The sequence below is a fragment of the Alkalispirochaeta americana genome (assembly GCF_900156105.1).
Taxonomy (GTDB): Bacteria; Spirochaetota; Spirochaetia; order DSM-27196; family Alkalispirochaetaceae; genus Alkalispirochaeta; species Alkalispirochaeta americana.
The window spans coordinates 189547-214460 of record NZ_FTMS01000002.1 but is presented as its reverse complement, the minus strand read 5'-3'; the positions used below and the strand labels follow the sequence as shown (position 1 = coordinate 214460).

The following is a 24914-nucleotide window of genomic DNA, read 5'->3' as shown; positions in this document are numbered from 1 at the left end:
CCTCCCCGAAGCAGGCGATGGATGCGAGACAGCATACACGATATACCTTTGAAGGAGCATGAGCGATGAAATACTATACTAGTCTTGGACAGACCGGCAGGATAATCCGGTTCCTCCTGGCGGGAGGAATCCTGCTCCTGGGAGGGGCCATTGTTTCGGCCCAGGGTATCTCCACGGTGGGGATCGTCAACATAAACCAGGTCTACAACTCCTTTTACCGCGATTCCCAGGCCGTGCGGGATCTGGAACGGCTTCGTCAGCAGTACCAGGAAGAAATTGACGAGCACTTTCTCGAGCTGGAGAGCCTGAAGGATCGCCATGTGAGCGCCCGGGAAGTAGGCAACCGGCGGCGGGCCGATCAACTGGAAGATCAGATTACCGAACTTCAGCGCTTTCTTGAGGACCTCACCCGCCGACGCCGTCAGCAGCTGGAGCACCGGCAGTCCCAGTTGCTCTCGGACGATTTTCTGCAACGCCTCCAAAACGCGATCCAGTATGTGGCGGAGACTGAAGGCTTCACCCTGATTCTTCGCTCTGATACGGAAGGCATCCAGTGGTGGTCTTCCGAAATCGATGTGAGCGATAAAGTCCTTCAACGGCTGATCAGAACCTCCAGCCGCTAAGGCATCGGACACCCCCATGTCTACCCCGATGTTGCGTCAATACGAGGCGCTCAAGTCTCGTCACCGCGACGCGATCCTTCTCTTCCGCCTGGGCGACTTCTATGAGATGTTTGGCTCCGATGCCCGGGAAGGAGCCCGACTCCTGGGTCTCACCCTGACCCAGCGCCAGGGGGTGCCCATGTGCGGGGTGCCTCACCACGCCTCCCGGGGCTATATCGGCCGGTTGCTCCGTCAGGGGAGAAAAGTGGCGATCTGCGAGCAGATCAGCCCTCCCGCCGATGGGAAAGGTCTGGCCGAGCGGGACGTGGTGGAGGTTCTTTCGCCGGGAGCGATCTTTGATCAAGATTATCTGGACCCCGATTCCAACAACTACCTGGTAGCTCTGGGAAAAGAGGGAGAGCATCTCTGTGTGGGCTGGTGTGATGTCTCCACGGGAGAACTCACTCTGGCAGCCTATCCTGCCCGGGATCAGGAATCGCTAATCCAGAGAGAGATTGCACGGCTCCATCCCCGGGAAATCCTGGTCCAGGAATCTCTCCTGGAGCATTCCCGTTACCTTTCCTCTTTGTCGGGCAACCCCGCAGGGGGGGCTTCAGGAAACGGCGGGGTCCAAGGGTGCCACGATGTGGTGGTAAACCGCATCCCCGACTGGGGATTCTCCCGCGAGTCTGCTCTGGAGCGGCTGTGTCTCGTCCTGGAGGTAGAAAACCTCCGAGGCTTCGGGTTTGATTCTTCCGATGCGGCGCTTCTTACGGGGGGCGCTCTCCTGGATTACCTTGAGGAAAACGCCCGCCACGTTTTGGGCCACCTCCACAACCTTCGTCGTCACCACGACGAGGATGTCCTTATCCTGGATGACGCCACCCTGAGGAATCTTGAAATTGTTGCCAACATGCACGACGGAGGACGGGCCTTCACACTCTTGAGCGTGCTCGATCAGACCCAGACCCCCATGGGAAGCCGCCTGCTTCGTCGTCGCCTCATTCTGCCAACCAGAAATCATCGTGAAATAGAAAAGCGCCTGGATCAGGTGGAGGAGTTGTACCACCGGCAACAGGATTTGCTCCGGTTGCGGGAGCTTCTGGATCAGGCCTATGACCTGGAACGGCTCACCTCCCGGCTGGGTGTGGAAAAAGCCCATCCCCGGGATGTGGAGGCTATCGCCGGAACAATCGGCGTTGCCGAAAACGTGGCAACAATTCTGCCTGACTGGTTTGGTCAGAACGCCGCATCGGGGCTCCTGGATTCTCCGGAAGGCTGGCAGAAGGCCCTGGACCTGAGGGATCGCATCGCCAGGGTTCTCCAGGATGATCCCCCGGTTTCCCTCACCGAAGGAGGAATAATTCGCGATGGTTATGATGCAACGCTGGATCGGTTGCGTCAGCTTCAGAGGGGAAGTCAGGAGGTTCTGGCGGCCTATTTGGAGGAACTGCGGAGCGAGACAGGACTGCAAGCCCTGAAGATCAAGTACAATCGTCTTTTGGGCCATTTCTTCGAAGTCCCCCGGTCCCAGGCAGAACGGGTTCCCCCGTTCTTTATCCGCCGACAGAGTCTGGCCAACGCCGAGCGGTATACCACCACCCGTCTCAGCGAACTCGAAGGGGAGATCAACAACGCCACCGAGGAGTCCGTGGCTCGGGAGCAGGCACTCTTTCTGGAACTGCGGGCCCAGGCGGCGCAGGAGATTCCCCTTCTGACAACCCTGGCAGATCACCTTGCCAGGGTTGATGTGGCGGCGGCCCTGGCAAGAGCCGCTACTTTGCAGGGATACCGGCGCCCCCGGCTGATCCAGGAGCCCGAGGTACACATTGCCGGGGGGCGGCACCCCGTGGTGGAAGCTCATCTTCCTGCAGGGGATTTCGTGGCCAACGATCTCGTGCTTGATCAGGAACAAACCCGCTTTGCCCTTATAACAGGGCCTAACATGGCGGGGAAATCCACGGTATTGCGGCAGACGGCGCTCATAACGCTCATGGCTCACGCCGGTAGTTTTGTGCCGGCTGAGACCGCTGAAATCGGCCTGACCGACCGTATTTACTGTCGGGTTGGTGCATCAGACAATATCGCCCGGGGTGAATCGACCTTCCTGGTGGAGATGAACGAAACCAGCAATATCCTGCGGAACGCCACCGAAGCAAGTCTGGTGATCATGGACGAGGTCGGGCGGGGCACCAGCACCCATGACGGCCTGGCTATAGCTTGGGCAGTCTGCGAGTATCTTCTGGAGAAAATTCGCTGTCGAACTCTTTTTGCAACTCATTATCATGAACTGTCAGGCCTTCAGGGGACTGGCTTCTCTCGCCTCACCATGGCTGTGCAGCACTCAGAGCGGCACATCGTCTTCCTGAAGAAGCTGCAGCCCGGTTCAGCCGATCGATCCTACGGAGTGGATGTGGCCCGCATGGCGGGTATCCCTGAGCAGGTTATCGAACGGGCCAGACAGCTCCTGGTTCACTTCGAGGGATTATCCCGGGATGCCCGGGACCGGGAGGGCGCCCCTCCCGCAGCATCTGCGCCCTTCAGTAATGATGCCGGGACAAAGACAGGAACTGGCCAGCCCCAGGATGAGCTCTTTTCTCCCCTGGACCTTGTGACGGCAGAACTCGCCGGACTGGATATTGACCAATGCACGCCGCGGGAAGCCCTGGATCTCCTGTACCGCTGGCAAACTGCTCTGGGTTCGGGAGAATAACCAGCATCGCGGGGAATCTTCGCGGCCCCTTGAAGCGCCAGGGTTCTTCAGGGCCTCCTGGAAGGTATGAAAAGCCTGTGTCCGCAGTCCTGGTTCACCCCGTTTCGAAACCTTCCGGCGATTCTGCGCACCGACTGTTGCGCCCTCTGCGGCACCACCACGCTGCTTCAGGAGAAATACGGCGGCTTTTGTGACAATTGCATAGCAGAAATATCGGGTGCCCCCGGGCCATTTCTCCTGGAATCTTCACCAAGAATCTGGGCCGCCCGGGAGTATTCCGGAGTCATTGCCCAGGCGATCGGGGTTCTCAAAAATCCTGGCCGGCGGGAGGTTGCCCCGGTTCTGGCCCGGATGCTCCTGGAACCGCTCTATCGGAACCTTCAAGAGAGCTGGAAGACCCGAGAGGCCCTGAGGATCGTTCCCGTTCCTGCCAATCGCTTCAAACAACGTTCTCGTGGATTCGATCAGGCGCAGCTCCTGGGGAGGGCTCTCTCACCCCGTCTGGATCGTCTGGTAGCGCGATCACACGGAACGGCCCAGAAGGTGCTCACTAAATCAGAGCGAGAGAAAAACGTTCACCATCAGTTCTTTCCCGCCCGGAAACACCACGGCAGCGTAATTCCTCAACAGGTTGTCCTGGTGGATGATGTGATAACCACCGGATCGACACTTCATCGGTGTGGCGAAATTCTTGTGAACCTGGGGGTCCGGGAATGGGCAGCCCTTCTTCTCGCAGCCCGGCTCTAACCCGCTCTGGTCCGTCCACCCCCTGGACTCTGTCGCCCGGTTGGCGCCCGGTTCCTGTACTTGACCATTGCGGGATTTCAGAATAGAGTAGCCACGACAGCTCACGGCGTGGACAGCAAAGAGTCGCTTCTGCCGGCTCTTTTTTTGTATACTGCCAGACGCAAGGAGCTCGTTGCCGGAACAGTCCTGGCAACACCTGAAGAGAGGAACTCATCATGCACAACCGGAAACCGGAAGGGCCCGTGGCCGACGCAGTCCGGGAGATCATTGAACCCCAGGGATATCGGTTGGTGTCCTTCTCGTCGGAAATGATCAGAAAGCGCCTTCACGTACATTGTGTGTTGCATCATCCTGAAGGGATCGTGCTCGATGCTCTGGCGAGTCTGCATCGCGCGCTGGAACCTCGTCTGGAGGTCCTGCTTGAGAGCAGAGACCTGCGGGTCGAGTTCAGCTCCCCGGGGATATCTCGGGTTTTGGCGAGTTTTCACGAGTTTGCCGTGTTTTGCGGCTGCCGGGTCCAGGTGCTTCCCCGGGAAGCGCCGGAATGGATCTCAGGGGTCATTGCATCAGCCGATGAGGCTGGCTGCGTGATTCGTACAGACGAAGGTCGGGATGAGACCTTTTCTCCTGAGATGATCACGAAAGCACGGTTGACTGAATAGAGGCGGGAGGAATAAATGGCGACAGGACTTGCGGATGCTATCCGCGCCGTGGTAAGCGACAAAGGTATTTCCGAAGAGCTGCTCATTGGTGTTATTGAGGATTTTCTCCTCGCTGCATATAAACGAAAATTCGGCCACGATGAGAACGCTGTGGTCCAGTTCAGCGATGATGGAGCTGAAGTAACGCTCTATGCTCAAAAGAAAATTGTCGAAGACCTTGAGGATGAAGTTACCGAGATACCCCTGGAAGAAGCCCTTCTTCTGAACGAAGAGTGTGAGGTCGGTGATGAGCTGCTCATAGAAATAAACCCCCAGGAGTTCGACCGTGTCGCTATTCAAACGGCAAAGCAGCGTGCCCGTCAGCGCATACGGGAAATCCAGAAGGACACCCTCTACTCCGAGTTCATAGATAAAGTGGGAGAACTCGTCATTGGCTACGTTCAGCGGGAACGCAACGGCAACGTTTTTATCGACCTCGGAAAAGCCGAAGGGATACTCCCCAAGCGATACCAGTCGCCACGGGAGATCTACCGCCCCAATGACCGGATTAAAGCGCTGATTGTGGATGTTGCAAAGAGTGGCACCGGTTTGCAAATTGCCCTGTCCCGGACACACACCGATTTGGTCAAGCGCATTTTCGAGATCGAGGTGCCCGAAATCTACGGAAAAACCGTGGAAATTGTCCGAATTGTCCGCGAAGCGGGGTATCGGACAAAAATCGCCGTCGCCTCCAATCGGGAAGACGTGGACCCCGTGGGAGCCTGTGTCGGACTCCGGGGGGTTCGGATACAGGCTATCGTCCGGGAGCTCGAGGGTGAAAAAATCGATATTCTTAAGTACGATTCAGACCCGCGAATGCTGATAAAAAACGCCCTGTCTCCTGCCGAGGTTTCCAACGTCATCGTTCTGGACGAGGCCCGTCGCCAGGCCCTCGCGATTGTTCCCGAGGATCAGCTCTCTCTGGCAATTGGCAAGCAGGGTCTCAACGTCCGTTTGGCGAATCGTTTGGCCGACTGGAACATAGACGTGAAAACCCCTGATCAGTTCGACGAGATGGATCTGGCCGCAGAATCAAAGCGGGCCATGTCCATGCTCTTTGGCGATAACGACGATATCGACAACGAGATAACCGATATTTCGGAGCTTCCCGGCATCAGCCACGAAATGGTGATCATTCTCAAGAAAAATGACCTCACCCTGATTGAGGAGGTTGTGGGACTCTCCCAGGAAGCCCTTCGCGATCTGGAGGGCATGACTCCCGAGATCGCTGAGGACTTGGGGAAGATTATCGCCGACAACGTGGAAATCGTTGAGCAGGACGCTTCCTACGACGCCTATGACGACGAGGCCGGTTATGACGACGATGATGACTATGAGGACGAAGAAGAAGAGCAAGACCGGGATGATAGCGACGATGAGTCTGACGAGGAAGAGGAGGGCGAGATCATTTCCTCGATTAGCGAGCTGCCCGGGATTACCGATGGTATCATCGAAAAACTTCGCATGGCAGGGATTGCAGAGCTTGAAGAACTCATAACGCTTGATCCCGCGACAATCGGATCGATAGAGGGCCTGGATTCGGAAGAGGCGGAGACAATCCGTATGATCCTTACCGAATTTGTGGAGATCGTAGAGCCCGAAGATGAGGCTGCTCTGGACGAGTAGGCCTGTTTACAGAGGGCCCGGGCATTCTGTACAATTAGGGAAAGGACGCATATGGCAGAGGAACAGGACAAGCAAAAACCGAAAGCAACACTGATTAAAAAGAAGCCCGAGAAGCCTGAATCACAGGCTGAAGCCTCCCCCGAGAAGAAAAAAGTTCGGGTGGTGGTGAAACGCAAGCAAAAGCCCAAGGAGGCTCCGGCAGCTTCCCAGGAGGCAGCCCGAACCACCTCTCCAGAAGCTGCTTCGAAACCGGCGCAGCCCGTTGCAGAGAAGGATCCGGGACAGCAAGCACGTCCTGAGCCCCCTGTTTCTGCCACGAAGAGTAGCGATGCTTCCGGGGGTTCCCCGAAGACAGAAAGCGCAGCCTCTGCCCAGGCTCCGGCCCAGGCAGACACGCCGACCCCTTCGTCGGTAAAACGCCCCTCTTCTCACGGCGAGACGCCTGGCGATTCCGCAGGCAGGGCGGAGCCAGCCGCACAAGCTTCCAGAAGTGAACCGGGAAAACCCGAGGCTCCATCACCACAGGCAGCAGGCGAAAAACCGGATGCTCCGGAAAGACCTGCCCCGGGAGCATCAGGCCAGCGTCCTGGCCCTCGTGATCAATCCCGCGATCAATCAGGCGACGGAGGCCCCCGCCGCCGACCTCCCCAGGGAGGGGACGATCGTTTTCGCCGGGGACCCCGCAGTGGCGGTCCCGGCGAAATGTCCGATGACCGTCGGCGTCCTGGTGGAGCTCCGTCAGGTCCCCGCTATGGCGGTGGCCGAGGCCCCGGTGGTGATACTCGCTATGGCGGTGGCCGAGGTCCCGGTGGCGACACTCGTTATGGTGGAGGCGGTCCGGGTGGGCCTTCCAGAGGTCCCGGCGGTCCCGGCGGCCCGTCAGGGGGCACCCGCTACGGTGGGGGTGGTCCTGGCGGACCCTCAAGAGGTCCCGGCGGCCCGGGTAGTGGTCCGCGCTACGGCGGAGGTGGCCCCGGTGGACCCTCAAGGGGACCAGGCGGTCCGGGAGGCGGTCCTCGCTATGGCGGCGGAGGCCGTGGTCCCGGTGGGCCCGGAGGTCCTCCTCGTGGTCCCGGTGGCCCGGGTGGAAGCCCCCGCTACGGTGGAGGCGGCCCCGGTGGGCCTGGAGGTCCCCCTCGCGGGCCCGGAGGTTCTCCCGAAACAGGGCGGCAACCGGGGAAGAAGTTCTACAAGAGCAAGAAAACCCGTGGCGGCGGATTCGATCGGGACGACCGGGTGCCCGAAAAAGAGTTGCGCTATAACCGCAAGAAACCTCCTGTAAAGGCGAATCCGGTACCAAAAGAGATCGATATCATGGAGGTCATCACCGTCAGCGAGCTGGCACGGAAGATGAATCTCAAAGCCAACGCCCTGATCGGGAAACTGATGAGCATGGGCATGATGGTGACGATAAACCAGCAGATCGACGCTGAAACTGCCGAGATCCTGGCCAGCGAGTACGGGTGTTCTGTCAGAATCGTCTCTCTCTACGACGAGACGATCATCGAAACAGAAAAAGACCGGCAGGAAGACTTGCGGCCGCGATCACCCATTGTGACGGTTATGGGACACGTCGATCACGGAAAAACGAAACTCCTTGACGCGATCCGCTCGGCCGATGTTGCCAGCGGAGAGCAGGGGGGTATTACTCAGCATATCGGTGCGTACCAGGTCGCCGTTGAAGAAGGAACTGTTACGTTCCTCGATACCCCCGGTCATGAGGCTTTTACACTCATGAGAGCCCGGGGTGCGCAGGTAACGGATATTGTTGTCCTGGTCGTTGCTGCAAACGACGGGGTTATGCCCCAGACAGTGGAAGCGATCGACCATGCAAAAGAGGCAAAGGTTCCGATCATCGTAGCGATCAACAAGGTTGATCTGCCCGAAGCGAATATTGACCGGGTGAAGCAGCAGCTTTCCGAGCACGGACTCATAGTAGAGGACTGGGGTGGCGAGATTCCCGCTGTAGAGGTTTCAGCTCTCAAGCGAGAGGGCATCGGAGATCTGCTCAGCACCCTTCTGGTTCAGGCTGAGATCATGGAACTCAAGGCAAACTTCAGCCGCGCTGCCGAAGGGAAAATAGTCGAGAGCAGGATCGATCCCGGCCGTGGCACGGTGGCGACGGTGCTTGTAGAAAATGGCACCCTTAAGGTGGGTGATTCCTTCGTAGCAGGCATCTACCCCGGAAAAATCCGGGCCATGTTTAACGATCGGGGCCAGAAAGTCGATCTTGCCGGTCCGGCCATGCCGGTAGAAATCATCGGCCTCGATGGGGTTCCCGATTCAGGCGATCCTTTCCAGGTGACCGACGGCGAGAAACTCGCTCGTCAGGTTAGCTCCAAACGCCAGGAGCTGAAACGTGTCGAGGCAGCCCGGAACGTCAAGAAAGTGACTCTGGACAACCTTTACGACAGTATTCAGGAAGGCGAGGTCCAGGAGCTGAAGGTCGTGATCAAGGGTGACGTTCACGGTTCCGTGGAGGCCCTGCAGAACGCTCTGGAGCGTCTCAGCACCCGGGAGGTCCGCCTTGTGGCGATTCACGCTGCGGCAGGGGCGATCAACGAGGGCGATGTTATGCTCGCCAGCGCCTCGAACGCCCTGGTTATCGGATTTCATGTCCGGCCAACCCCCCGGGCCATGGTAACAGCCGAGAAGGAAAAGGTAGAGATCCGAAAGTACAGCATCATCTACGATGCCGTAGAGGACATCCGCTCGGCCATGGAGGGCATGCTTGCGCCTGACCTCATGGAAGAGGTTTTGGGAACAGCCGAGGTCCGCGAGACCTTCAAGGTCCCCAAGATAGGGGTCGTTGCTGGTTGTTATATTACCAGTGGCAAGGTTACCCGCAACGCCAAGGTTCGAGTTTTCCGGGAGGAGATTCAACTCTACGAGAGCAAGGTTAATTCCCTGAAGCGCTTCAAAGATGACGTGCGAGAGGTTGATACCGGCTACGAATGTGGAATTGGTGTGGAAAAAATACAGGATATCAAGACAGGTGATATTCTCGAAGCATTTATTGTGAAAGAGGTTGCCAAAAAACTCTGATGGATGAAACCCGACATGCCCGGCTGGAATCCCGGATTCTCCAGGAACTGAGCACAATGCTCATGAAAGGGGAGATTAAGGACCACCGGGTCGATACCCTCGTCTCTTTCAGTTATATCAAGCTGGCAAAGGACGCGGCCACAGCACGCATCGGCGTCTCCACGATTCTTGACAACAAGAACCATGCGGCCCGGGCCGTGGAAGGGCTGAACTCCGCCGCTGGATATCTCCAGGGGCGGTTAGGAAAACTCTTGAAAACCCGCACGGCCCCGCTACTCCATTTCGTGGAGGATCACAGCCTGAAAGAAGCCCAGGATGTGATCAGCACTATCGATGCTGCGGTTCGAGCTGACCAGCAACTCTCGGGAGGGACATCTCCCGGCCAGAAAGACCATGACCAGCGGGATCCTGCTGCTGAACAAACCTCCGGGGATTAGCTCTGCCCGGGTTCTGGGGCCGCTGAAGCGCTGTTTTTCTCCGGGAAAAATCGGGCATACCGGGACACTGGACCCCTTTGCATCGGGGTTGCTGGTGGTGCTGGTGGGCTCCGGAACACGTCTCTCGAAATGGTTTACCGCGCTCGATAAGCAATACACGGCGATTCTCCGCTTTGGCGAGGAGACAGATACTCTGGATCCCGAGGGATCAGTTGTTGCCACAGCACCCATTCCGAAGGAATCGGAGGTGCGGGCCGTCCTGGATAGCTTTGTGGGAACCATTGAGCAAGTTCCTCCGGCGTACTCGGCAATTCACATCGATGGCAAACGGGCCTATGAACGAGCCCGTAAAGGCGAAGTTGTCGAAATTCCCTCCCGGTCCGTTACTGTAACAGATCTGTCAATCGATCCACTGGATCCCGACGCGGGGCGTTACCGCTTGCACGTCTCCTGTACAAGCGGGACATACATTCGGTCCCTGGCCAGGGATGTGGGGAGGGCAGCGGGATCGGTGGCCTCCCTGGAATCGCTTGAGCGAAGTGCTGTGGGGGCCTTCTCCCTGGACAATGCCCAGGGACGGCAAGAGATTCTGGATGCTCCGGATCCCGGAGCGTTTCTCCTGTCTGTTCCCGAGGCGTTCCCGTTGCTTCCCGGGACCAGGACAATGACAGTTCCCGAGAGTCTGGAAGATCCTCTGCGTGTAGGAACTCCCCTGAGCCGGCCCGTAATGAATCCGCTGGTAGGGGAGTTGCAGGATTTGGGGCTGGACGATGCCCCTGTTCTCCTGGTCTCTTCCCGGGGCAGGGAGCTTGCTCTCTGCGAGAAGGATCAAGGTCGATGGACCTACAGGGTGGTTTTTCCGGCATGATCGAGAGTCTGCGTTACTGGACTCATTTCGACGATCTCCCCCAGCCTCTCTCCGAAGACAGCCCCACCACTCTTGCCATGGGAGTCTTTGACGGAGTTCATCGGGGACACCAGGAGCTATTGCGACGGGTTATCGCCGAGGCGGAAAGGACACCTCGGGGAAGGGCGGGTGTTCTCACCTTCGAACCAAATCCGGCGGCCTTTCTCTTCCCTGATTCATTCCCTGGAGCACTCTCGCCCCTGTCAGAACGGATTGAGCAGTTTCGCCGGTTCCGATTCAAGGACGTGGTGGTGGTAGAGTTCTCGCGAAACTTCGCAGATCTTCCGGGAAAGATCTTTTTGGAGCGTTTTCTGGAAGTTTTTCCCCGTCTGGAAAGCGTTGTGGTAGGGTTTAACTTCCATCTTGGGCACAATCGCGATGTAAATTCCCGGGAACTCAGAACCTGGCTGCAGGGTCGGGGAATCAGGGTTGACATCGTTCCTGCCCTAAAAGATAATGAGGATTCGATTAGTAGTTCCCGTATTCGTCGTGCCGTCGCGGCTGGGGATCTTGACTTGGCAAGCCGGTTGCTCGGGCGCCCCTACTGCATTGCGGTTTCTGGAGTTGGGGGTATCAGGGCAGGATCGTCGGCGCAGTTATTCCCTCCTCCAGGCAGGTATCACTGCACCTTGGTGGGGGAGGACTCAAGCCGCGAGGGCATGATGGAGATATCCGAGAACGGGAATCTCTGGTGGGAACAGCAAATCGATCAAATACATTATGTGATCCCTAGGTGTGATCTCAAGGAGTAAAGGAAGATGCCAATCACAGCAGAGCAAAAGCGCGCACTTGTCGAGGAGTACGGCAAGGATCAGAAAGACACGGGAAATCCCGAGGTCCAGATCGCAATTCTCACAACCCGAATTCAGGAACTTACAGAGCATCTGAAGGTTCACAAGAAGGACCACCACACCCGACGAGGGCTGCTTAAGCTTGTAGGACAGCGTCGGCGACTCCTTCGATACCTGAAAGGAAAAGACCTGGAAGCGTATCGGGCATTGCTGGTAAAGCTTGGAATACGTAAGTAGTATCGCGCCTGCGTGCCGTCCCAAGGCACGCAGGACCATGTAAGGAAACAGTGTACATGCAAACAGTGACTATCCGAATTGGCGAGCAGGATCTTGTGCTGGAAACAGGACGGATGGCGAAGCAGGCAAATGGAGCAATTTTTGCTACCTATGCCGGAAGCGCCGTTCTTGCCACCGCAACCTGCTCCGATGAACCGAGGGAAGGGCTCGATTTTGTTCCCCTCTCGGTGGAGTATAACGAAAAATATTATGCTGCGGGCAAGATTCCCGGCGGTTTTCTGAAAAGAGAAGGGCGTCCCAAAGATAAGGAAGTGTTGGTCTGTCGCCTGATTGACCGCCCCATGCGCCCCCTTTTCTCCAAGAAGTTCATGCGGGAGCTTCAGATCGTTCCGACCACCGTTTCCGCCGACCGGGTAAACCCTCCCGATGTAGTGGCCATGGTGGCTGCCAGCACGGCGGTTCATATCAGCGATATCCCCTTTGATGGTCCCGTGGGGGCTGTCCGGGTCTGTTCGGTCCAGGGCGAGCTCATAATAAACCCCACCTTTGATCAAATTGCCGAATCCGAGCTGGAGATCATTGTAGCCGGAACCAAAGACGGAATCACCATGGTTGAGGGTGGTGCCCGGGAGGTCGGCGAAGAGCTCATGCTGGCAGCAATCGATAAAGCCCGGGAAGTCATCCTGGATATTTGTCGCGCCCAGGACGAGCTGCGGGATCTGATAGGGAAAGAAAAGCTTCCTCTCGTCGCTGACCCGCCTCCTCTGGCCATCGCCGATGATATCCGGGCCTTTGCAAAACCCCTCTACGAGGAGGCGTGCTTTGTTAAGGAGAAAATGGCCCGGCAGAAGGCCGTGAAAGCCGTAAAAGAGAAAAGCCTGGAACATTTTGCCGAAGCTCTGGGAGAGGAACTCCATCTGCAGCAGGCAAAATCTCTCCTGGGTGATATTCAGCAAGAGGTGGTTCGTCATTCAATTCTGGAGAAGAAGTACCGCAACGACGGTCGCTCTCTGGAAGACATCCGGCCAATCACCTGCGAGACCAACATCCTTCCCAGAACCCATGGAAGCGCTCTTTTTACCAGAGGCGAAACCCAGGCTTTGGCGGTGATAACGCTTGGAACGATGTACGACGAACAGATCATGGACGATATCGACGGTGATCGTCGCGAAAACTTCATGCTTCACTATAACTTTCCGCCCTTTTCGGTGGGAGAAACGGGCCGTTTGGGAACAGGCCGTCGCGAGATAGGTCATGGCCACTTGGCGCATCGGGCACTTGAGGGTGTTCTGCCAAAGAAAGAGGCCTTTCCCTATACCCTGCGTCTGGTGAGCGAAATTCTCGAGTCCAACGGATCTTCTTCCATGGCGACGGTATGCGCCGGCTCGCTGGCCATGATGTCTGCAGGAGTTCCCATCAAAAAACCTGTTGCCGGCATTGCCATGGGGCTTGTCACCGATGGTGATTCCTTTGCAGTTCTGAGCGATATTCTCGGGGACGAGGATCATCTGGGAGATATGGACTTTAAGGTTACCGGTACCGAAGAAGGCATCACGGCCTTTCAGATGGATATCAAGATCAAGAACGTCACTCCCGAGATCATGAAAGCCGCTCTTGATCAGGCCAGGCGGGGCCGGATGCATATCCTGGAGAAGATGGCCGAAGAAATCAACAGTCCCCAGGATGAGCTCTCGGAGCATGCTCCCCGGATCATTACTTTCAAGGTGGATCCCGATGAAATCGGTCTGCTCATTGGAAGCGGCGGAAAGACAGTGAAAGCCATTTCCGAGAAGTTTGGCGTTCAGGTGAACTTCGAAGATAGCGGAAGCGTCACAATCTATTCAAAAGATAAGGCTGCGGCCGATCAGGCAAAGGCTGCTTTCGAGCAACTTCTGGTTGAACCCGAAATCGGCGTGGTCTATCCCGGAATTGTGAAGCGCATCACTGATTTTGGCGCGTTCATCGAGTTCCTCCCGAGTCGCGAGGGGCTGTGCCATATCAGCAAGATGTCGGCCCAAAGAATCAACTCTGTCGAGGATGTTCTCTCCATGGGCCAGGAGGTCGATGTCAAGATTGTCGAGATCGACAAGATGGGCCGCGTCAACCTGAGTCTCATCTACGAAGGTATGAGCGAAGGATCCTCTTCTCACGGATCAGATCGCGGGCCTCGGCCTTCGGGAAACCGGGGAGGACGTGACGGTGGCAGTCGCGGGGGAAACCGGGATCGTGACAGGCGATGAGACTAAGCCCGTCCCGGTGCGCTGTACAGCGCACCGGGGATGCCTCCCGGAGTACGCTTCGCCAGGGGCCGCCGGTGCTGATCTGCGAGCATCCCTGAGCGAGCCCGTCTTGTTGCAACCGGGGGAGCGGAGCATGGTTCCCACGGGCGTGCGCCTTGAAATTCCTCGTGGATTTGAAGGCCAGGTCCGGCCCCGATCGGGCCTGGCGGCGCGACAAGGGATCACTGTGATTAACGCACCCGGAACAATTGACTGCGATTACCGGGGAGAGGTTATGGTTCCGCTGGTTAACCTGAGCGATCAGGAGTTCCGGATTGAGCCCGGTGATCGGATCGCACAGCTTGTCCTGGCTCCAGTGGTTCAGGCCGAATTCATAGTTGCCGAGGATCTTTCCGAGACCGGGCGTGGTAGCGGTGGATTTGGTTCCACCGGCGCTCGATGACCTTGCCCAGGCGCGGTGTCCCGGCGCTTGTGTTCCGATATATCGGGGGGGAGTTTTTTATATCCTTCCTGGTATGTTTCGCTTTTTTCTTTTTCATTTTCTTCGTCAATCAACTGCTTCTCCTGGCAGAAGATATCCTCCAGAAAGATGTCCCTCTTACCGATGTAGCCCTGCTTATTCTCTACTCCCTTCCCTCAATAATCGCAATTTCTGTCCCTTTTGCAACCCTGGTGGGCGTACTCATGACTGTGGGCCGCCTCTCCACAGACAATGAGATGGTGGCTTTTCAGGCGAGTGGCTTTTCTCTTGTTCGCATCTTCTTCCCGATTCTGGTGGCATCCCTTGTCCTCTCGGGGCTCTCCTTTGGTGTGAACGATTTTCTCCTTCCCCGGGGCACGCGGAATTTTGCCCGGCTCTATCGGGATCTGCTCTATTCTAATCCCGCCCTGGAACTCGAGCCTTTCTCGGTCAAACGCTATCAAAACGATACCCTCATAACAGGAGCCGTTTTCCCCGGAAGGATAGAAAATTTTGTCATTCTTGATACCGACGGTCAGGGGTTTCGCCGCGTTATAACGGCAGCAGAAGCACGCCTTGTACGCGAAGGCGACCTCAATTCAATAGGGCTCGAACTCACCGACGTTGTCACCCATTCTACCGAGGGAGGCATACGGCATAACTACAGCTTTGCCGAAACCCTGCGATATAATATCCTTCTGGAAGATATCACCGTGGCGATCCGGGCCCCCGGCCCCCGGGAGATGAGTGCCCGGACTGTGGCCGAGGAAATCCGGAAAAAGCAGGACGCTCTGGAACCGAGAATCAAGGAATGGCAAAAAGAAATAGCCCTTGAATCTCACGAGTTGGGTTTGCTGGCCCTGGATCAAAATCTTCGACATCCCGACGCCCCTCCGGTGGATAGAGCCTCTTTGAATCGACAGGCCCGTTCTGTCCTTCGAAGAATCGAGAGAAAGCCCCATGATCGCTCTCTGCAGATCCACCGTCTGGAATACTACAAGAAATTCAGTATACCCTTCGCATCGGTTTCCTTTGTCTTCCTTGCCTTTCCGCTGGGGCTCTTTAGCAAGCGGAGTGGAAGAAGTGTAGGATTCGGAATTGGCTTGCTGATCGCCACCGGATATTGGGCGCTGCTTATCGCGGGTCAAACTTTTGGAAGCCAGCGACCAGAGGTCTCTCCGCTTCTGGCCATGTGGCTTCCGAACGGCCTCTTCTTTGTTATTGGGGCAGTTCTCTTTTTCCGGAGGATGAACCGATGAAGATATTCAGTCGCTACCTTCTGCGGTGCTTTCTGTCAACACTGATTATCTCGCTCTCCTTCTTTGTCCTGATCGTTCAACTGGTCGAGCTCTTTGCAAATTTGGTGCAGTATCTGGATCTGGACGTTCCGCTGCGCGCAATCCTTCATGTCCAGGTGCTTTTTCTGCCCCAGGCGGTGATTTATGCTCTCCCCATGGCGCTCCTTTTTGCCGTTGCTTTCACCCTGGGCTCGCTCTACGCTCACAACGAACTTGTGGCTGTCTTTGGAGGAGGGCTCCCTCTCTGGAAGTTTACCCTTCCCCTGATCATCCTGGGAGTTGCTCTGAGCGCAGGACTCTTCTTTTTTACAGAACGGGTGGGTATCGAAAGCCTCCGAAGAAAAAACGAGCTCTCTCGGGAGCTTCTCCATGTCACACGAACCCACAGCAATACCGATATAACCTTACGCGACCCCCGGGGAAGATACATCTATTCTGCCGAGTACTATAATGATCGTACAAAATCGCTTTCCCGTGTCACCGTGGTTGAACGGGACCGGCAGGGGAAGTTTCAACGAAGAATCAGCGCGACCACGGGGCGATGGAACGGAGAGCACTGGATCTGGGAGGAGGGCGTTCTCTTTTCCCTCCAGGAATCAGAGTCTGGAGAGATTATAGAGGCAGAGCCCTTTGAGACGCTCTCGGAACCGGTTTTTGTTCAACCTCCCCAGAGTTTTCGCCGAATAACGCAGGACATCGACGAGATGGAACTGCGCGATGCCCGAGAGTGGGTCATAACGCTCCGCAATGCAGGCCAACCTTTCAGAAAAGCTCTCACCGACTATTATAGTCGCTATTCCTACGCCCTGACTCCCCTTGTTGTGGTCCTTCTCTCAAGCTCCCTGGGGGGGAAGTTTCGGAAAAACATTCTGCTCATGAGCCTCCTTGTCTCTTTAGTGGTAACTGTGGTCTACTACGTGTCGAGCATGATCCTGGGGCTCATGGCGGGAACCGGTCTTATCTCCCCTTTAGCAGGAGCCTGGGCAGGAGTGGGCCTCTTTGGCCTTCTGGGTGTTTTGCTCTTTCGCTTCGCGAAGACCTGAAGCGTTTCCTGAAAATCGATAATATCCGAGAGATACAGCTATGAAAATTTTTACTATTGATGCCAACGACAAGAATTGCGCCGCCCGCACCGGAACACTTCTGCTTCCCCACGGTCCTGTTTCTACCCCGGCGTTCATGCCCGTGGGTACGGCAGGAACGGTAAAAGCTGTCGATCATGATCAGCTCCACCAAATGGGATACCGCCTCATTCTTGCCAACACCTATCATCTCTTTCTCAGACCCGGGATGGATACAATTGGATCTTTCGGAGGCCTTCATACCTTCTCGAGCTGGAACCACAATATTCTTACCGATTCCGGGGGATACCAGATTTTTAGCCTGGCGCCTTTTCGCAAGATTACCGATGAAGGCGCCTCCTTTCGTTCTCATCTGGACGGCAGTCGCCATCTTCTCACACCGGAACGAACCGTTGACATCCAGGTGACAATTGGAAGCGACATCCAGATGGTTCTGGATGTCTGCACGGGCCCGGAGATTGATCATCGGGCCGCTCTGGAGGCTCTCACCACCACCACCACCTGGGCTGCCCGGGCGCGGCGTCGTTGGGAAGAGCAGCAGGAAGAAAGCGGCTACGCCGGAGCGCTTTTTGGAATCGTGCAAGGAAACTTTTTTCCTGATCTCCGAACCCAGGCGGTTCAACGCACGGAAGAACTTGATTTTCCCGGCCTTGCCCTGGGAGGGCTTTCCGTGGGAGAACCCTTTTCCACCTATTGCGACATTCTGGCTCACACAGCACCGCAGCTCCCCAGGGAGAAACCTCGTTACGTCATGGGGATAGGCACGCCTGAGTACATTCTGGCGGCGATTGAACAGGGCATTGATATGTTCGATTGTGTCTTCCCTACACGGGCGGCCCGAACGGGAACGCTCTTTACTACAGACGGACGGATTAACTTCAAAAGTGCTCGCTACGCCCGCACCATGGATTCTCCCGATCGACAGATCGATTCATTTGGCGGACGTCAATACAGTTTGGGATACTTGCGACACCTGACAAAATCGAATGAGATTCTCGGGTGCATGCTTGCCGCTCAGCACAACCTCCGCTTCATGAAATGGTTGGTTGATCAAAGTGCCCGGGCAATCCGGGAGGGGACTTTTCTGAGCTTCAAGAAGGATTTTCTGGAACGCTATACCGAGGGAACCAAAGCGGCGCGGGAGGCCTCTTCCCCGTGAAAGACCATCGCTCATCTCCCACCGGGCACCGTCACCATGTTGTATCAACAGCTATCGTCATGGCCTCCACCCTGGTTTCCCGGCTTCTGGGGTTTCTTCGGATCGCCGTGATAGGGGCTGTCTTTGGTGCTTCGGGTCAGGCTGATGTTCTGAACCTGGTGTTCAACATTCCAAACAACTTGAGAAAACTTCTCGCCGAAGGGGCTCTCTCGTCGGCCTTCCTTCCCGTACTCACCCGGACTCATCTGGAAGATGGTTCCGGTGCGAGTTCCCAAAAAATTGTTCGGCAGCTCCTGGGACTGCAGTTCGCCCTGCTTATTCCGCTTCTTCTTCTGGCGACAATCTTTGCTCAACCGATAGTTGATACTATTCTGGCCTTTCCTGAACCGGAGCGGCAGCTCCTGGCGGCCGATCTTTTCCGTTTCCTTATACACTACGTATTACTTGTTTCCATTGCGGCGGTGCTCATGGGAACGCTCAATTCCCATCAAAGCTTTCTCGTGCCTGCCCTGGCACCGTTGCTCTTTTCTTTCGCGGTCATTGGCGCGGTTCTTCTCTTCCATTCCCGTTGGGGAGTTTTTTCCATGGTCTTCGGAGTCCTCTTGGGAGGCTGTGGTCAGCTTCTGCTCCAGATCTATCCCGTGAAACGGCGGGGTTATTCCTTGAGGCCCCTTTTTTCCTTTGGAGACCCCCGATTCTCGCGGATCCTGCGGCACTGGATTCCCGTTGTTACCACAGCCAGCGTCTTTGCAGTGGATCAGCAGGTATCTCTCTTTTTTGCCAGTGGTCTGGCTGACGGTAGTGGCTCTGCCATGACAAATGCCCTGGTGTTTTGGCAACTTCCCTTTGGTATTTTCGGGGCTTCGATCACGACGGTTCTTTTTCCTCTCATGAGCCGCCAGGTTGCCCAAGGCGATATTTCCGCAGCGGGAAAAACTGTTTTCGGGGGCCTTCGGGCTCTGGCGTTGCTCCTTATTCCTGCCGGGGTGGGGCTGGCTCTTCTTGGTCGTCCTCTTATCGCGGTAGCCCTCCAGCGGGGAGCGTTTTCTGCTTCCGCTACCCATTTGGCCGCACGGGTTCTTGTGGGATACAGTCTGGGGCTCTTCAGTGTCGGGGCGTTCACCTTTCTGCAACGCTTTTTCTATGCCCTGGGTGAGTATCGGGTTCCCCTTTTCGTTGCGGGAGCTACCATGGCCGTTGATATTTTTCTCTGTCTCCTCTTGAAAGAGACCGTTCTGGCCGTAACGGGACTTGCTGTCGCAAATAGCATCGCCTTCACCTTCGGCCTGGTATTATTGGTGCTGGCCCTTCGGTCCCACATCGAGATATCTCCTTTGGTTGATCTCGGGATCGCAATCTTCAAAGCACTTCTGGCCTCCTCCGTAGCGGCAGGCACCGTCCTGACGGTGCGGTGGATACTTCATCTTCAGGGCCTGGGGGAGTGGTGGATCGAAGGAAGCAGCCTTTTTGCTCTTGCCTTGCTCTGTGCCGAAGCGCTTCCGGCACTGGCTGCTCTGGTGTTAACCTACCGGGTTCTTGGTATTTCTGTTCTCTCCCTTCTCCGGCGCAATTCTTCTGCGGTGATGGAAGCATGAAGAACAGCAACGGACTCGTTTAATCTCAAGGAGGTCTTGTGATTCCCTCAAAAAACAACACTCGCCCCGTTACATTTCCACTCACCATGACGGCCTGGATCGTCGTGGTTTTTATGTTTCTTCCCGTTATTCTTCTTGGTGAGGATTTCGACGAAGAACGACAACAGAAAGAGGAGGAGGCCGCGCCGCCCACAATCTCCCAAGCAGAAGAGTGGCGCGAAACCCTGCGCTTTGGTATTAACTCGGCTGTGGCAGAACTGATACCAACTCTTACCAGCAACAGAGAGGAGGAACTTGCTCCGGACGTGCTCGCCGTTTTTGAGACGAGCAATGATCCGGCCGTTCTTCGAAGTTCCGTCGATTATCTGCGACAACTGCAGATTGCGGGAGGCGAGGAGCGGGGATTTCAACTGATTCAGGAATACTACGACCGTTCTTCAGAGCTGATCACAATGGTCCTGGGATACCTTCGGGAAATCAAGGCGGAACCGGATCAAGCTGTTCGGGATATTCTGATCGAGATAAGCAGGATGATGCCTCCCTCACGGGCCGTTGCAGCGATCCGATACTATGCAACCGCCGAAGGAACAACAATCGAAGACTTGATCGATCTATACCAGGAACCGGGCCTTTCCGAGGACGCCCAGGGCCAGGTTCTGGTAGAGATAGGAACCCGTGGCGATGTCCGGGCCTTTGACTTTGTGGCCGATATCCTGGGGGATGACGAAGAAGCTACCACAGTCCTCCAGCGATTTGCCATCGACACCTTGGGAAAGCTGGGAGATGAACGGGCCATCCCAATCATCCTCCGGCAATTCTCCTCGCCTGATTCTCTTACCCGGGCCTACGCAGTGAACGCCCTGACAAATTTTGACACCCCTGAAACCGACCAGGCCCTTTTGGCTACCCTGCGGGATGAGTTCTGGAGGGTTAGGTTGGCTGCGCTGAAAACGGTGGCAGAGCGCTCCATGGCCGAGGCGCTTCCGGCGGTGCTCTTTATGGTCCGCCGGGACCCTGAACGACCTGTTCGTCTTGAGGCACTCCAGACAGCCGCTGCACTCAACGATCCCCAGGGGTGGGAACTGTTGTTAAACCGCCTGAAAGACCCTCGGGGAAACGAGGAAGAACGAGGTGTCATCGCCGACCTGGCGATCAGAAAAAACCTTCAAGACTCCATGGATGTTCTGAAAGAAGTCGTCCAGAAGGAGTGGGAACGGGAAAACAGCAGGATTCTCGATCGGATCGGGCGATCCGTCTCGGAGGGAGCAGACAGGGACCTGGCCCCTCTGGTGGAACTGCTTCTGAACCACCCCAATCCGATCATCCAGGTCTACGGGATGCGAGGCGTAGGCGAGAGCGGTCTTCGGCAGTTCGCCGAGGTGCTGACAGAGCGTAGAGGGGAAGGGAATCATCCCCTGGTTCGCCGCACCGCCGAAAATGCCCTGAACAAGCTCGGTCTGGACTAAAAAAAATCCCCGACAGCGATTCCTGGCTGGAATACGTTGCCGGGGACTTTCCAAGATTCCGGGGAGTTCTCTCCCCGGAGAAAAATCGCTCAATAATCTCAGAGCTGGTCCGATACCTCGATAGACTCGACCCGGAGGTGGTAGCGGCGCTCGTTGATCTCGAAGTCCAGCTCATCGCCGGCCTTGGACCGCAGAAGGCGATTCCCCAGAGGGGAGAGGTAGCTGATAACATTCCTGTTCGGATCTGATTCCCAAGGACCCAGGATGGTGTACTCCAGCTCTGTATCCTCCAGAAGATCCCGAAGCCGAACATGGGTTCCTACGGAAATCTCGTCGTTCTTGACCTCGGCAGGATCGATTTCCCGAGCCTGTTCCAGTTCACTCTTCAGCCGGGCCGCACGGTTGTTCAGGCTGTCCTGGCGCTCCATGGCTGCCTTGTATTCGGCATTTTCTTTAAGGTCTCCGTAGGAGCGGGCAACTTCGATCTCCTTCGAGTTCTGGGGAACTTCCACCTGCTGAAGATGGTTGTACTCGGCTTTCTTGGCCTCATGCATCGCCACCGTGCAGTAGAGAACCTTCCGTGTTGCTGCCTGATCGATTTCTCCCTCACCGTAAAAGTGGAAGTCGGGAAAGCGGTTCAGAACTCTCTGTTTCAGATCAATATTGATCTTGGGGTCCAGGTCCTTCACATCGGCGATCAAGGTGAAAATACGCGACACTGATTCTTCGTCAGACTCGTCTATGAAACGAGAGAGCCGCTTGTCCCGGAAGAGAAAGGAGTGGATCTGCTTGTTGATCTTCCGGTTCAGGCTGACTTCCTTGCGGTTGTCAATATCCCGAAAGGTCAGATCGTAGAGGTGAATCATGGAAAGGAGAATCTTCTCTTGTGTAACTCCCATTTCTTCAAACCAGGGGTCATCACCGCAGTGGCGGACCAGCCACACAAAAGTTTCTCGCATGCTTCGATAGTTTTCAAAAACCCGGGAGAAGAAATCCAGAACGATGGATCGTTTTCCGTGTCGCTCAAGTTCAAGCAGGACTTCGCGACTCAGGTAGTAGGGGAGCAGCTTTGCATAAACCTCAGCCCAGTTGTTGTCCACAGCCCGAAGATGCCCCAGGAAGCGCTTTTTCAGCCCCGTCGATTCAATTCGGGAGAACACCTCTTCGACGTTCTCTATTTGCTCGTAGGCCGAGAGAAAATCAAGCTCCAGATCCTGCTGAAGGAAGGGGTATTTTGTAACCAGATCCGTGAGAACGATCAGCGATGAGATGCTGTACTCGTTGGAACTGCCGCTGGACCGAATGGTGGCAGCGAAATAGTCAAACATTTCACGGAAAAACTCACTGTCGAGCCCTTCGGCCCCCTCTTCATCGACGTAGGCCAGAAACTCTTCCAGAGTCCGCACCCGGTCAAAGAAGGTCTTGTCGCCTTTAAACTTGTTGTAGGTCTTTTCCTCGAACGATACAGGTTGATCCCGGACGGTGAAATGATCGGCCTTATCCGGCAGCATTCCAAAGTCGGGGTTTGTTCGCAACTCCTCCCGTGCTTTGGTGCTCCAGGAGGTCCATTCCCCGGGGCTCAGGATGGAGGGAACCAGCTCTGCCTTTATTCGCTTGATATCGGCGGCGTTTCCCAGACTCCTGATGACTGTTTTAAGAGCCCATACGGGGTTCTTTTTCACCAGATTCTTTAGCTTGTCCCGCTTCCAGACCGCACGGAGAACCCAGATGTGCTCCTTGGGCAAGACATCCAGGGCATTCACCGCCATTTTCAGGGACATTCGGTGTCCCCGCTTCTTGGCAAAATCGATAGTGATATCGTCACCCTTGATCTCGCGAATGCGTCCTATCCCCCAGCTGCGGTGGAAGACAAAGTTCCCTGTGTCAAAAGCAATATGCTTCTCGAAATCCGCAATGGCCTCGTGAACAGGTCTCCAGCTTTGGTGGAGGTTGCTGATTCTGATGTATTCGGTCAGATTGCTGTGATCGCTATAGTGTTCTTCAAAGCAATGGATGATCTCCTTGCGAGCCCAGTGGTTTTTGGGGTCATAGCCCAGAACGCGCTTGAGGAGTTCAATGGCACGGGGCCAGTCCCCGCTTTCTTTCATGGGGGGGTAGAGGTCTTCCAGAAGCTGTATCGCCCGGTCGGTACTGATCTGCCGCGCAATTTTGGTTTCGGCGTGGTAGAAAAACTCCGTTTCATTGGGAGAGAGCACAACAAGCCGGTGCCATATGTCTTTTACGTTGGAGAAGTTTTTTTTCGTTATATACCGATGAAGAGCTTTCTTGTAGTAGCTTGTTGCCTGTTCAAGATCGCCGGCTTCTTCCTTCAGTTCGGCCAGACGCCGCACAATGTCAGCTTCTTCGTAATCAATCAGGATCAACCGTTCCCAGGTCTGGTGAAGCTTCTCGGTCTGGTTTTCATCGTGGTAGACCTCGGCCAAAATTCGAAGAGCCGTGCGGTTTTCTCCGAACTCCAGAATGCGGTTGCAGAGAAACTCTACGATGGTCCACTTGTGGTTATCCAGAAATATCTGGGTCAGCATAACCAGATTGGTATCGTTTACCGACTGACGCGAGGTATCAAGGACACCTGCGATATACAAGGCGATGATGCTATTTTTGGTGTGCTGCAAATGTTCCTCGCAGAGGGCACGAGCCTCCTCCTCAAGGTCGTTTTGCTGCATTTGCTCAATGATATCGTCCAGCTCGGTGAAGTTGCCGACGGTATAATTGTTGAGCGTCGCCCGGGTCCACTTCTCCTGATTGAGAAGTTCGTTTAGTTGCTGAATAAGATCAGGCATTGTACTGGTGGTAGACATTGGCATCGACACTCCGTATTTTCAGTAATACTTCTTCTACTTTCCCCTGCGATTCTTTTACCGCCACATAGTGATCGATTAACCAGAAGTAACGGTTGATCAATCGAGGTCGGATCAGATCCGCCTCACCGGTATTTTCTCGCAGCTCCCTTTCCAGCTCGTAGATCGACTGCTTCAGGCGGCCGAACTCGATAGACCGAAGCTCCCGTTTGACGGTGAGAACGCCGAATAAAAACCCGTAGACGGGAATCCACTCGAGAAGGGCTGGCCCTTCAATTCCGCGTTTCTCCACCGCGCGAACCAACCGCCGTATGAGTTCTGACTCAAGTCGTGCGATCTCGATCTTCTGCGCATTAACAAAAAAAGCCTCCCGAAAAAAAGCCTTCGCCGGCGCCGTCTCGTTGACGAGGGCCAGGACGTCAGCCAGTTCCGCAAGGATTTCCGCATCTTCCGGCCGTTCCGCTGTAGCAGCCTGCAGGAACCTCCGGGCCCGGTCGTAATCCCCGGCTCCCTTGTAGCACCGCGCGATGCGCACCAGCAGGTCCGCATCACGATTTGCAGCATCACGGTAGACCTCCCGGTAGAACTCCAGGGCTTGTCCGAAAACGTGTTGCCGGAAAGCGTTAATCACGAACTCCACAGGCCGGCCAATTCGTTGAACAAATCCAAGAAAAACAGCCCACTGAGCAAGCAGGTACTCTCCCCGCTCAAAAGGATCCGTCAAGGCAAGGACCCGCTCGTGGCGATCGTTCCAGAAATTCGTGTATTTCAACGATGCAACCACCTCGGTGTTCTCAAAGTCGATCGAGAGGGCCTGGTCAAGCCGCTCAAGCGCCTCCGTCAGTCGGTGTGTTGCAATGCAGGCCGCAGCGCTCTGCAAACATTCTGTTACCTCTTCGGTATGACTCTCCAAACTGCTTGCGTCCTTACTACACTGCGTTTGCCCCATTATATCACTATTCCGGGAAAGGTCAACGAACCCCCCT

20 protein-coding genes are annotated in these 24914 nt (G+C 55.8%); 18 read left to right on the top strand and 2 right to left on the bottom strand.

The window, feature by feature from the left end; all coding sequences use genetic code 11:
- The first annotated feature begins 65 nt into the window (after positions 1-65).
- The 18 genes from BW950_RS02600 (at position 66) to BW950_RS02520 (ending at position 21106) form a co-directional block, all read left to right on the top strand.
- Positions 66-623: an OmpH/Skp family outer membrane protein gene (locus tag BW950_RS02600; RefSeq protein WP_076487726.1), complete on the top strand. Its 558-nt coding sequence runs from the start codon at positions 66-68 to the stop codon at positions 621-623.
- A 16-nt stretch (positions 624-639) separates the two neighbouring features.
- Complete coding sequence (gene mutS, locus BW950_RS02595; protein WP_076487725.1) at positions 640-3315, top strand: DNA mismatch repair protein MutS; 2676 nt, start codon at positions 640-642, stop codon at positions 3313-3315.
- A 66-nt stretch (positions 3316-3381) separates the two neighbouring features.
- On the top strand, positions 3382-4062 hold the full coding sequence (locus BW950_RS02590) for a ComF family protein (protein WP_076487724.1): 681 nt from the start codon (positions 3382-3384) through the stop codon (positions 4060-4062).
- Positions 4063-4277: 215 nt separating this feature from the next.
- On the top strand, positions 4278-4724 hold the full coding sequence (locus BW950_RS02585) for an LSm family protein (protein WP_076487723.1): 447 nt from the start codon (positions 4278-4280) through the stop codon (positions 4722-4724).
- A 15-nt stretch (positions 4725-4739) separates the two neighbouring features.
- Positions 4740-6389, top strand: coding sequence for a transcription termination factor NusA (gene nusA / locus BW950_RS02580; protein WP_076487722.1), 1650 nt, complete (start codon positions 4740-4742; stop codon positions 6387-6389).
- 544 nt (positions 6390-6933) lie between these two features.
- Positions 6934-7671 (top strand): hypothetical protein, encoded by a 738-nt coding sequence (locus BW950_RS15640; RefSeq protein ID WP_438938427.1) that lies wholly within the window; start codon positions 6934-6936, stop codon positions 7669-7671.
- Positions 7626-9434, top strand: coding sequence for a translation initiation factor IF-2 (infB, locus tag BW950_RS15635; protein ID WP_438938426.1), 1809 nt, complete (start codon positions 7626-7628; stop codon positions 9432-9434). Before BW950_RS15640 ends, infB begins: the two co-directional genes overlap by 46 nt.
- A complete protein-coding gene (rbfA, locus tag BW950_RS02570) occupies positions 9434-9871 on the top strand; it encodes a 30S ribosome-binding factor RbfA (RefSeq protein ID WP_076487720.1) in 438 nt (145 codons plus the stop codon). The genes infB and rbfA overlap by 1 nt, the downstream gene beginning before the upstream one ends.
- Positions 9828-10739, top strand: coding sequence for a tRNA pseudouridine(55) synthase TruB (gene truB / locus BW950_RS02565; protein ID WP_076487719.1), 912 nt, complete (start codon positions 9828-9830; stop codon positions 10737-10739). Before rbfA ends, truB begins: the two co-directional genes overlap by 44 nt.
- Positions 10709-11530 carry a hypothetical protein gene (locus tag BW950_RS02560; RefSeq protein WP_083943656.1) on the top strand — a complete coding sequence of 274 codons (822 nt, stop codon included), beginning with the start codon at positions 10709-10711 and terminating at the stop codon, positions 11528-11530. Before truB ends, BW950_RS02560 begins: the two co-directional genes overlap by 31 nt.
- A gap of 6 nt (positions 11531-11536) precedes the next feature.
- Entirely contained in the window at positions 11537-11806 is a 270-nt protein-coding gene (rpsO, locus tag BW950_RS02555) for a 30S ribosomal protein S15 (RefSeq protein WP_076487717.1), read from the top strand.
- A gap of 56 nt (positions 11807-11862) precedes the next feature.
- Positions 11863-14046: a polyribonucleotide nucleotidyltransferase gene (gene pnp, locus BW950_RS02550; RefSeq protein ID WP_076487716.1), complete on the top strand. Its 2184-nt coding sequence runs from the start codon at positions 11863-11865 to the stop codon at positions 14044-14046.
- 16 nt (positions 14047-14062) lie between these two features.
- On the top strand, positions 14063-14488 hold the full coding sequence (gene dut / locus BW950_RS02545) for a dUTP diphosphatase (RefSeq protein WP_076487715.1): 426 nt from the start codon (positions 14063-14065) through the stop codon (positions 14486-14488).
- Complete coding sequence (locus BW950_RS02540; protein ID WP_076487714.1) at positions 14485-15765, top strand: LptF/LptG family permease; 1281 nt, start codon at positions 14485-14487, stop codon at positions 15763-15765. Before dut ends, BW950_RS02540 begins: the two co-directional genes overlap by 4 nt.
- Entirely contained in the window at positions 15762-16847 is a 1086-nt protein-coding gene (locus tag BW950_RS02535; protein ID WP_076487713.1) for an LptF/LptG family permease, read from the top strand. Before BW950_RS02540 ends, BW950_RS02535 begins: the two co-directional genes overlap by 4 nt.
- Before the next feature lie 46 nt (positions 16848-16893).
- Positions 16894-18045 (top strand): tRNA guanosine(34) transglycosylase Tgt, encoded by a 1152-nt coding sequence (tgt, locus tag BW950_RS02530; protein WP_499697497.1) that lies wholly within the window; start codon positions 16894-16896, stop codon positions 18043-18045.
- Positions 18042-19640, top strand: coding sequence for a murein biosynthesis integral membrane protein MurJ (murJ, locus tag BW950_RS02525; protein ID WP_094336433.1), 1599 nt, complete (start codon positions 18042-18044; stop codon positions 19638-19640). The genes tgt and murJ overlap by 4 nt, the downstream gene beginning before the upstream one ends.
- Positions 19641-19678: 38 nt before the next feature.
- Positions 19679-21106: a HEAT repeat domain-containing protein gene (locus BW950_RS02520; protein ID WP_076487711.1), complete on the top strand. Its 1428-nt coding sequence runs from the start codon at positions 19679-19681 to the stop codon at positions 21104-21106.
- Between the two features lie 98 nt (positions 21107-21204).
- Here BW950_RS02520 and greA read toward each other — a convergent pair whose 3' ends face one another.
- Both greA and BW950_RS02510 read right to left on the bottom strand, forming a co-directional pair.
- The gene (gene greA, locus BW950_RS02515; protein ID WP_234969009.1) at positions 21205-23928 is read right to left on the bottom strand and encodes a transcription elongation factor GreA; all 2724 of its coding nucleotides are present in this window, start codon (positions 23926-23928) and stop codon (positions 21205-21207) included.
- Positions 23903-24841 carry a tetratricopeptide repeat protein gene (locus BW950_RS02510; protein WP_234969008.1) on the bottom strand — a complete coding sequence of 313 codons (939 nt, stop codon included), beginning with the start codon at positions 24839-24841 and terminating at the stop codon, positions 23903-23905. The genes greA and BW950_RS02510 overlap by 26 nt, the downstream gene beginning before the upstream one ends.
- Between the last annotated feature and the right edge of the window lie 73 nt (positions 24842-24914).

Excerpts from the sequence above, each read along its gene's own strand:
- BW950_RS02600 (WP_076487726.1), top strand. The coding sequence starts at position 66 with ATGAAATACTATACTAGTCTTGGACAGACCGGCAGGATAATCCGGTTC.
- mutS (WP_076487725.1), top strand. The coding sequence starts at position 640 with ATGTCTACCCCGATGTTGCGTCAATACGAGGCGCTCAAGTCTCGTCAC.
- BW950_RS02590 (WP_076487724.1), top strand. The coding sequence starts at position 3,382 with ATGAAAAGCCTGTGTCCGCAGTCCTGGTTCACCCCGTTTCGAAACCTT.
- BW950_RS02585 (WP_076487723.1), top strand. The coding sequence starts at position 4,278 with ATGCACAACCGGAAACCGGAAGGGCCCGTGGCCGACGCAGTCCGGGAG.
- nusA (WP_076487722.1), top strand. The coding sequence starts at position 4,740 with ATGGCGACAGGACTTGCGGATGCTATCCGCGCCGTGGTAAGCGACAAA.
- BW950_RS15640 (WP_438938427.1), top strand. The coding sequence starts at position 6,934 with ATGCTCCGGAAAGACCTGCCCCGGGAGCATCAGGCCAGCGTCCTGGCC.
- rbfA (WP_076487720.1), top strand. The coding sequence starts at position 9,434 with ATGGATGAAACCCGACATGCCCGGCTGGAATCCCGGATTCTCCAGGAA.
- truB (WP_076487719.1), top strand. The coding sequence starts at position 9,828 with ATGACCAGCGGGATCCTGCTGCTGAACAAACCTCCGGGGATTAGCTCT.
- BW950_RS02560 (WP_083943656.1), top strand. The coding sequence starts at position 10,709 with ATGGACCTACAGGGTGGTTTTTCCGGCATGATCGAGAGTCTGCGTTAC.
- rpsO (WP_076487717.1), top strand. The coding sequence starts at position 11,537 with ATGCCAATCACAGCAGAGCAAAAGCGCGCACTTGTCGAGGAGTACGGC.
- pnp (WP_076487716.1), top strand. The coding sequence starts at position 11,863 with ATGCAAACAGTGACTATCCGAATTGGCGAGCAGGATCTTGTGCTGGAA.
- BW950_RS02540 (WP_076487714.1), top strand. The coding sequence starts at position 14,485 with ATGACCTTGCCCAGGCGCGGTGTCCCGGCGCTTGTGTTCCGATATATC.
- BW950_RS02535 (WP_076487713.1), top strand. The coding sequence starts at position 15,762 with ATGAAGATATTCAGTCGCTACCTTCTGCGGTGCTTTCTGTCAACACTG.
- greA (WP_234969009.1), bottom strand. The coding sequence starts at position 23,928 with ATGTCTACCACCAGTACAATGCCTGATCTTATTCAGCAACTAAACGAA.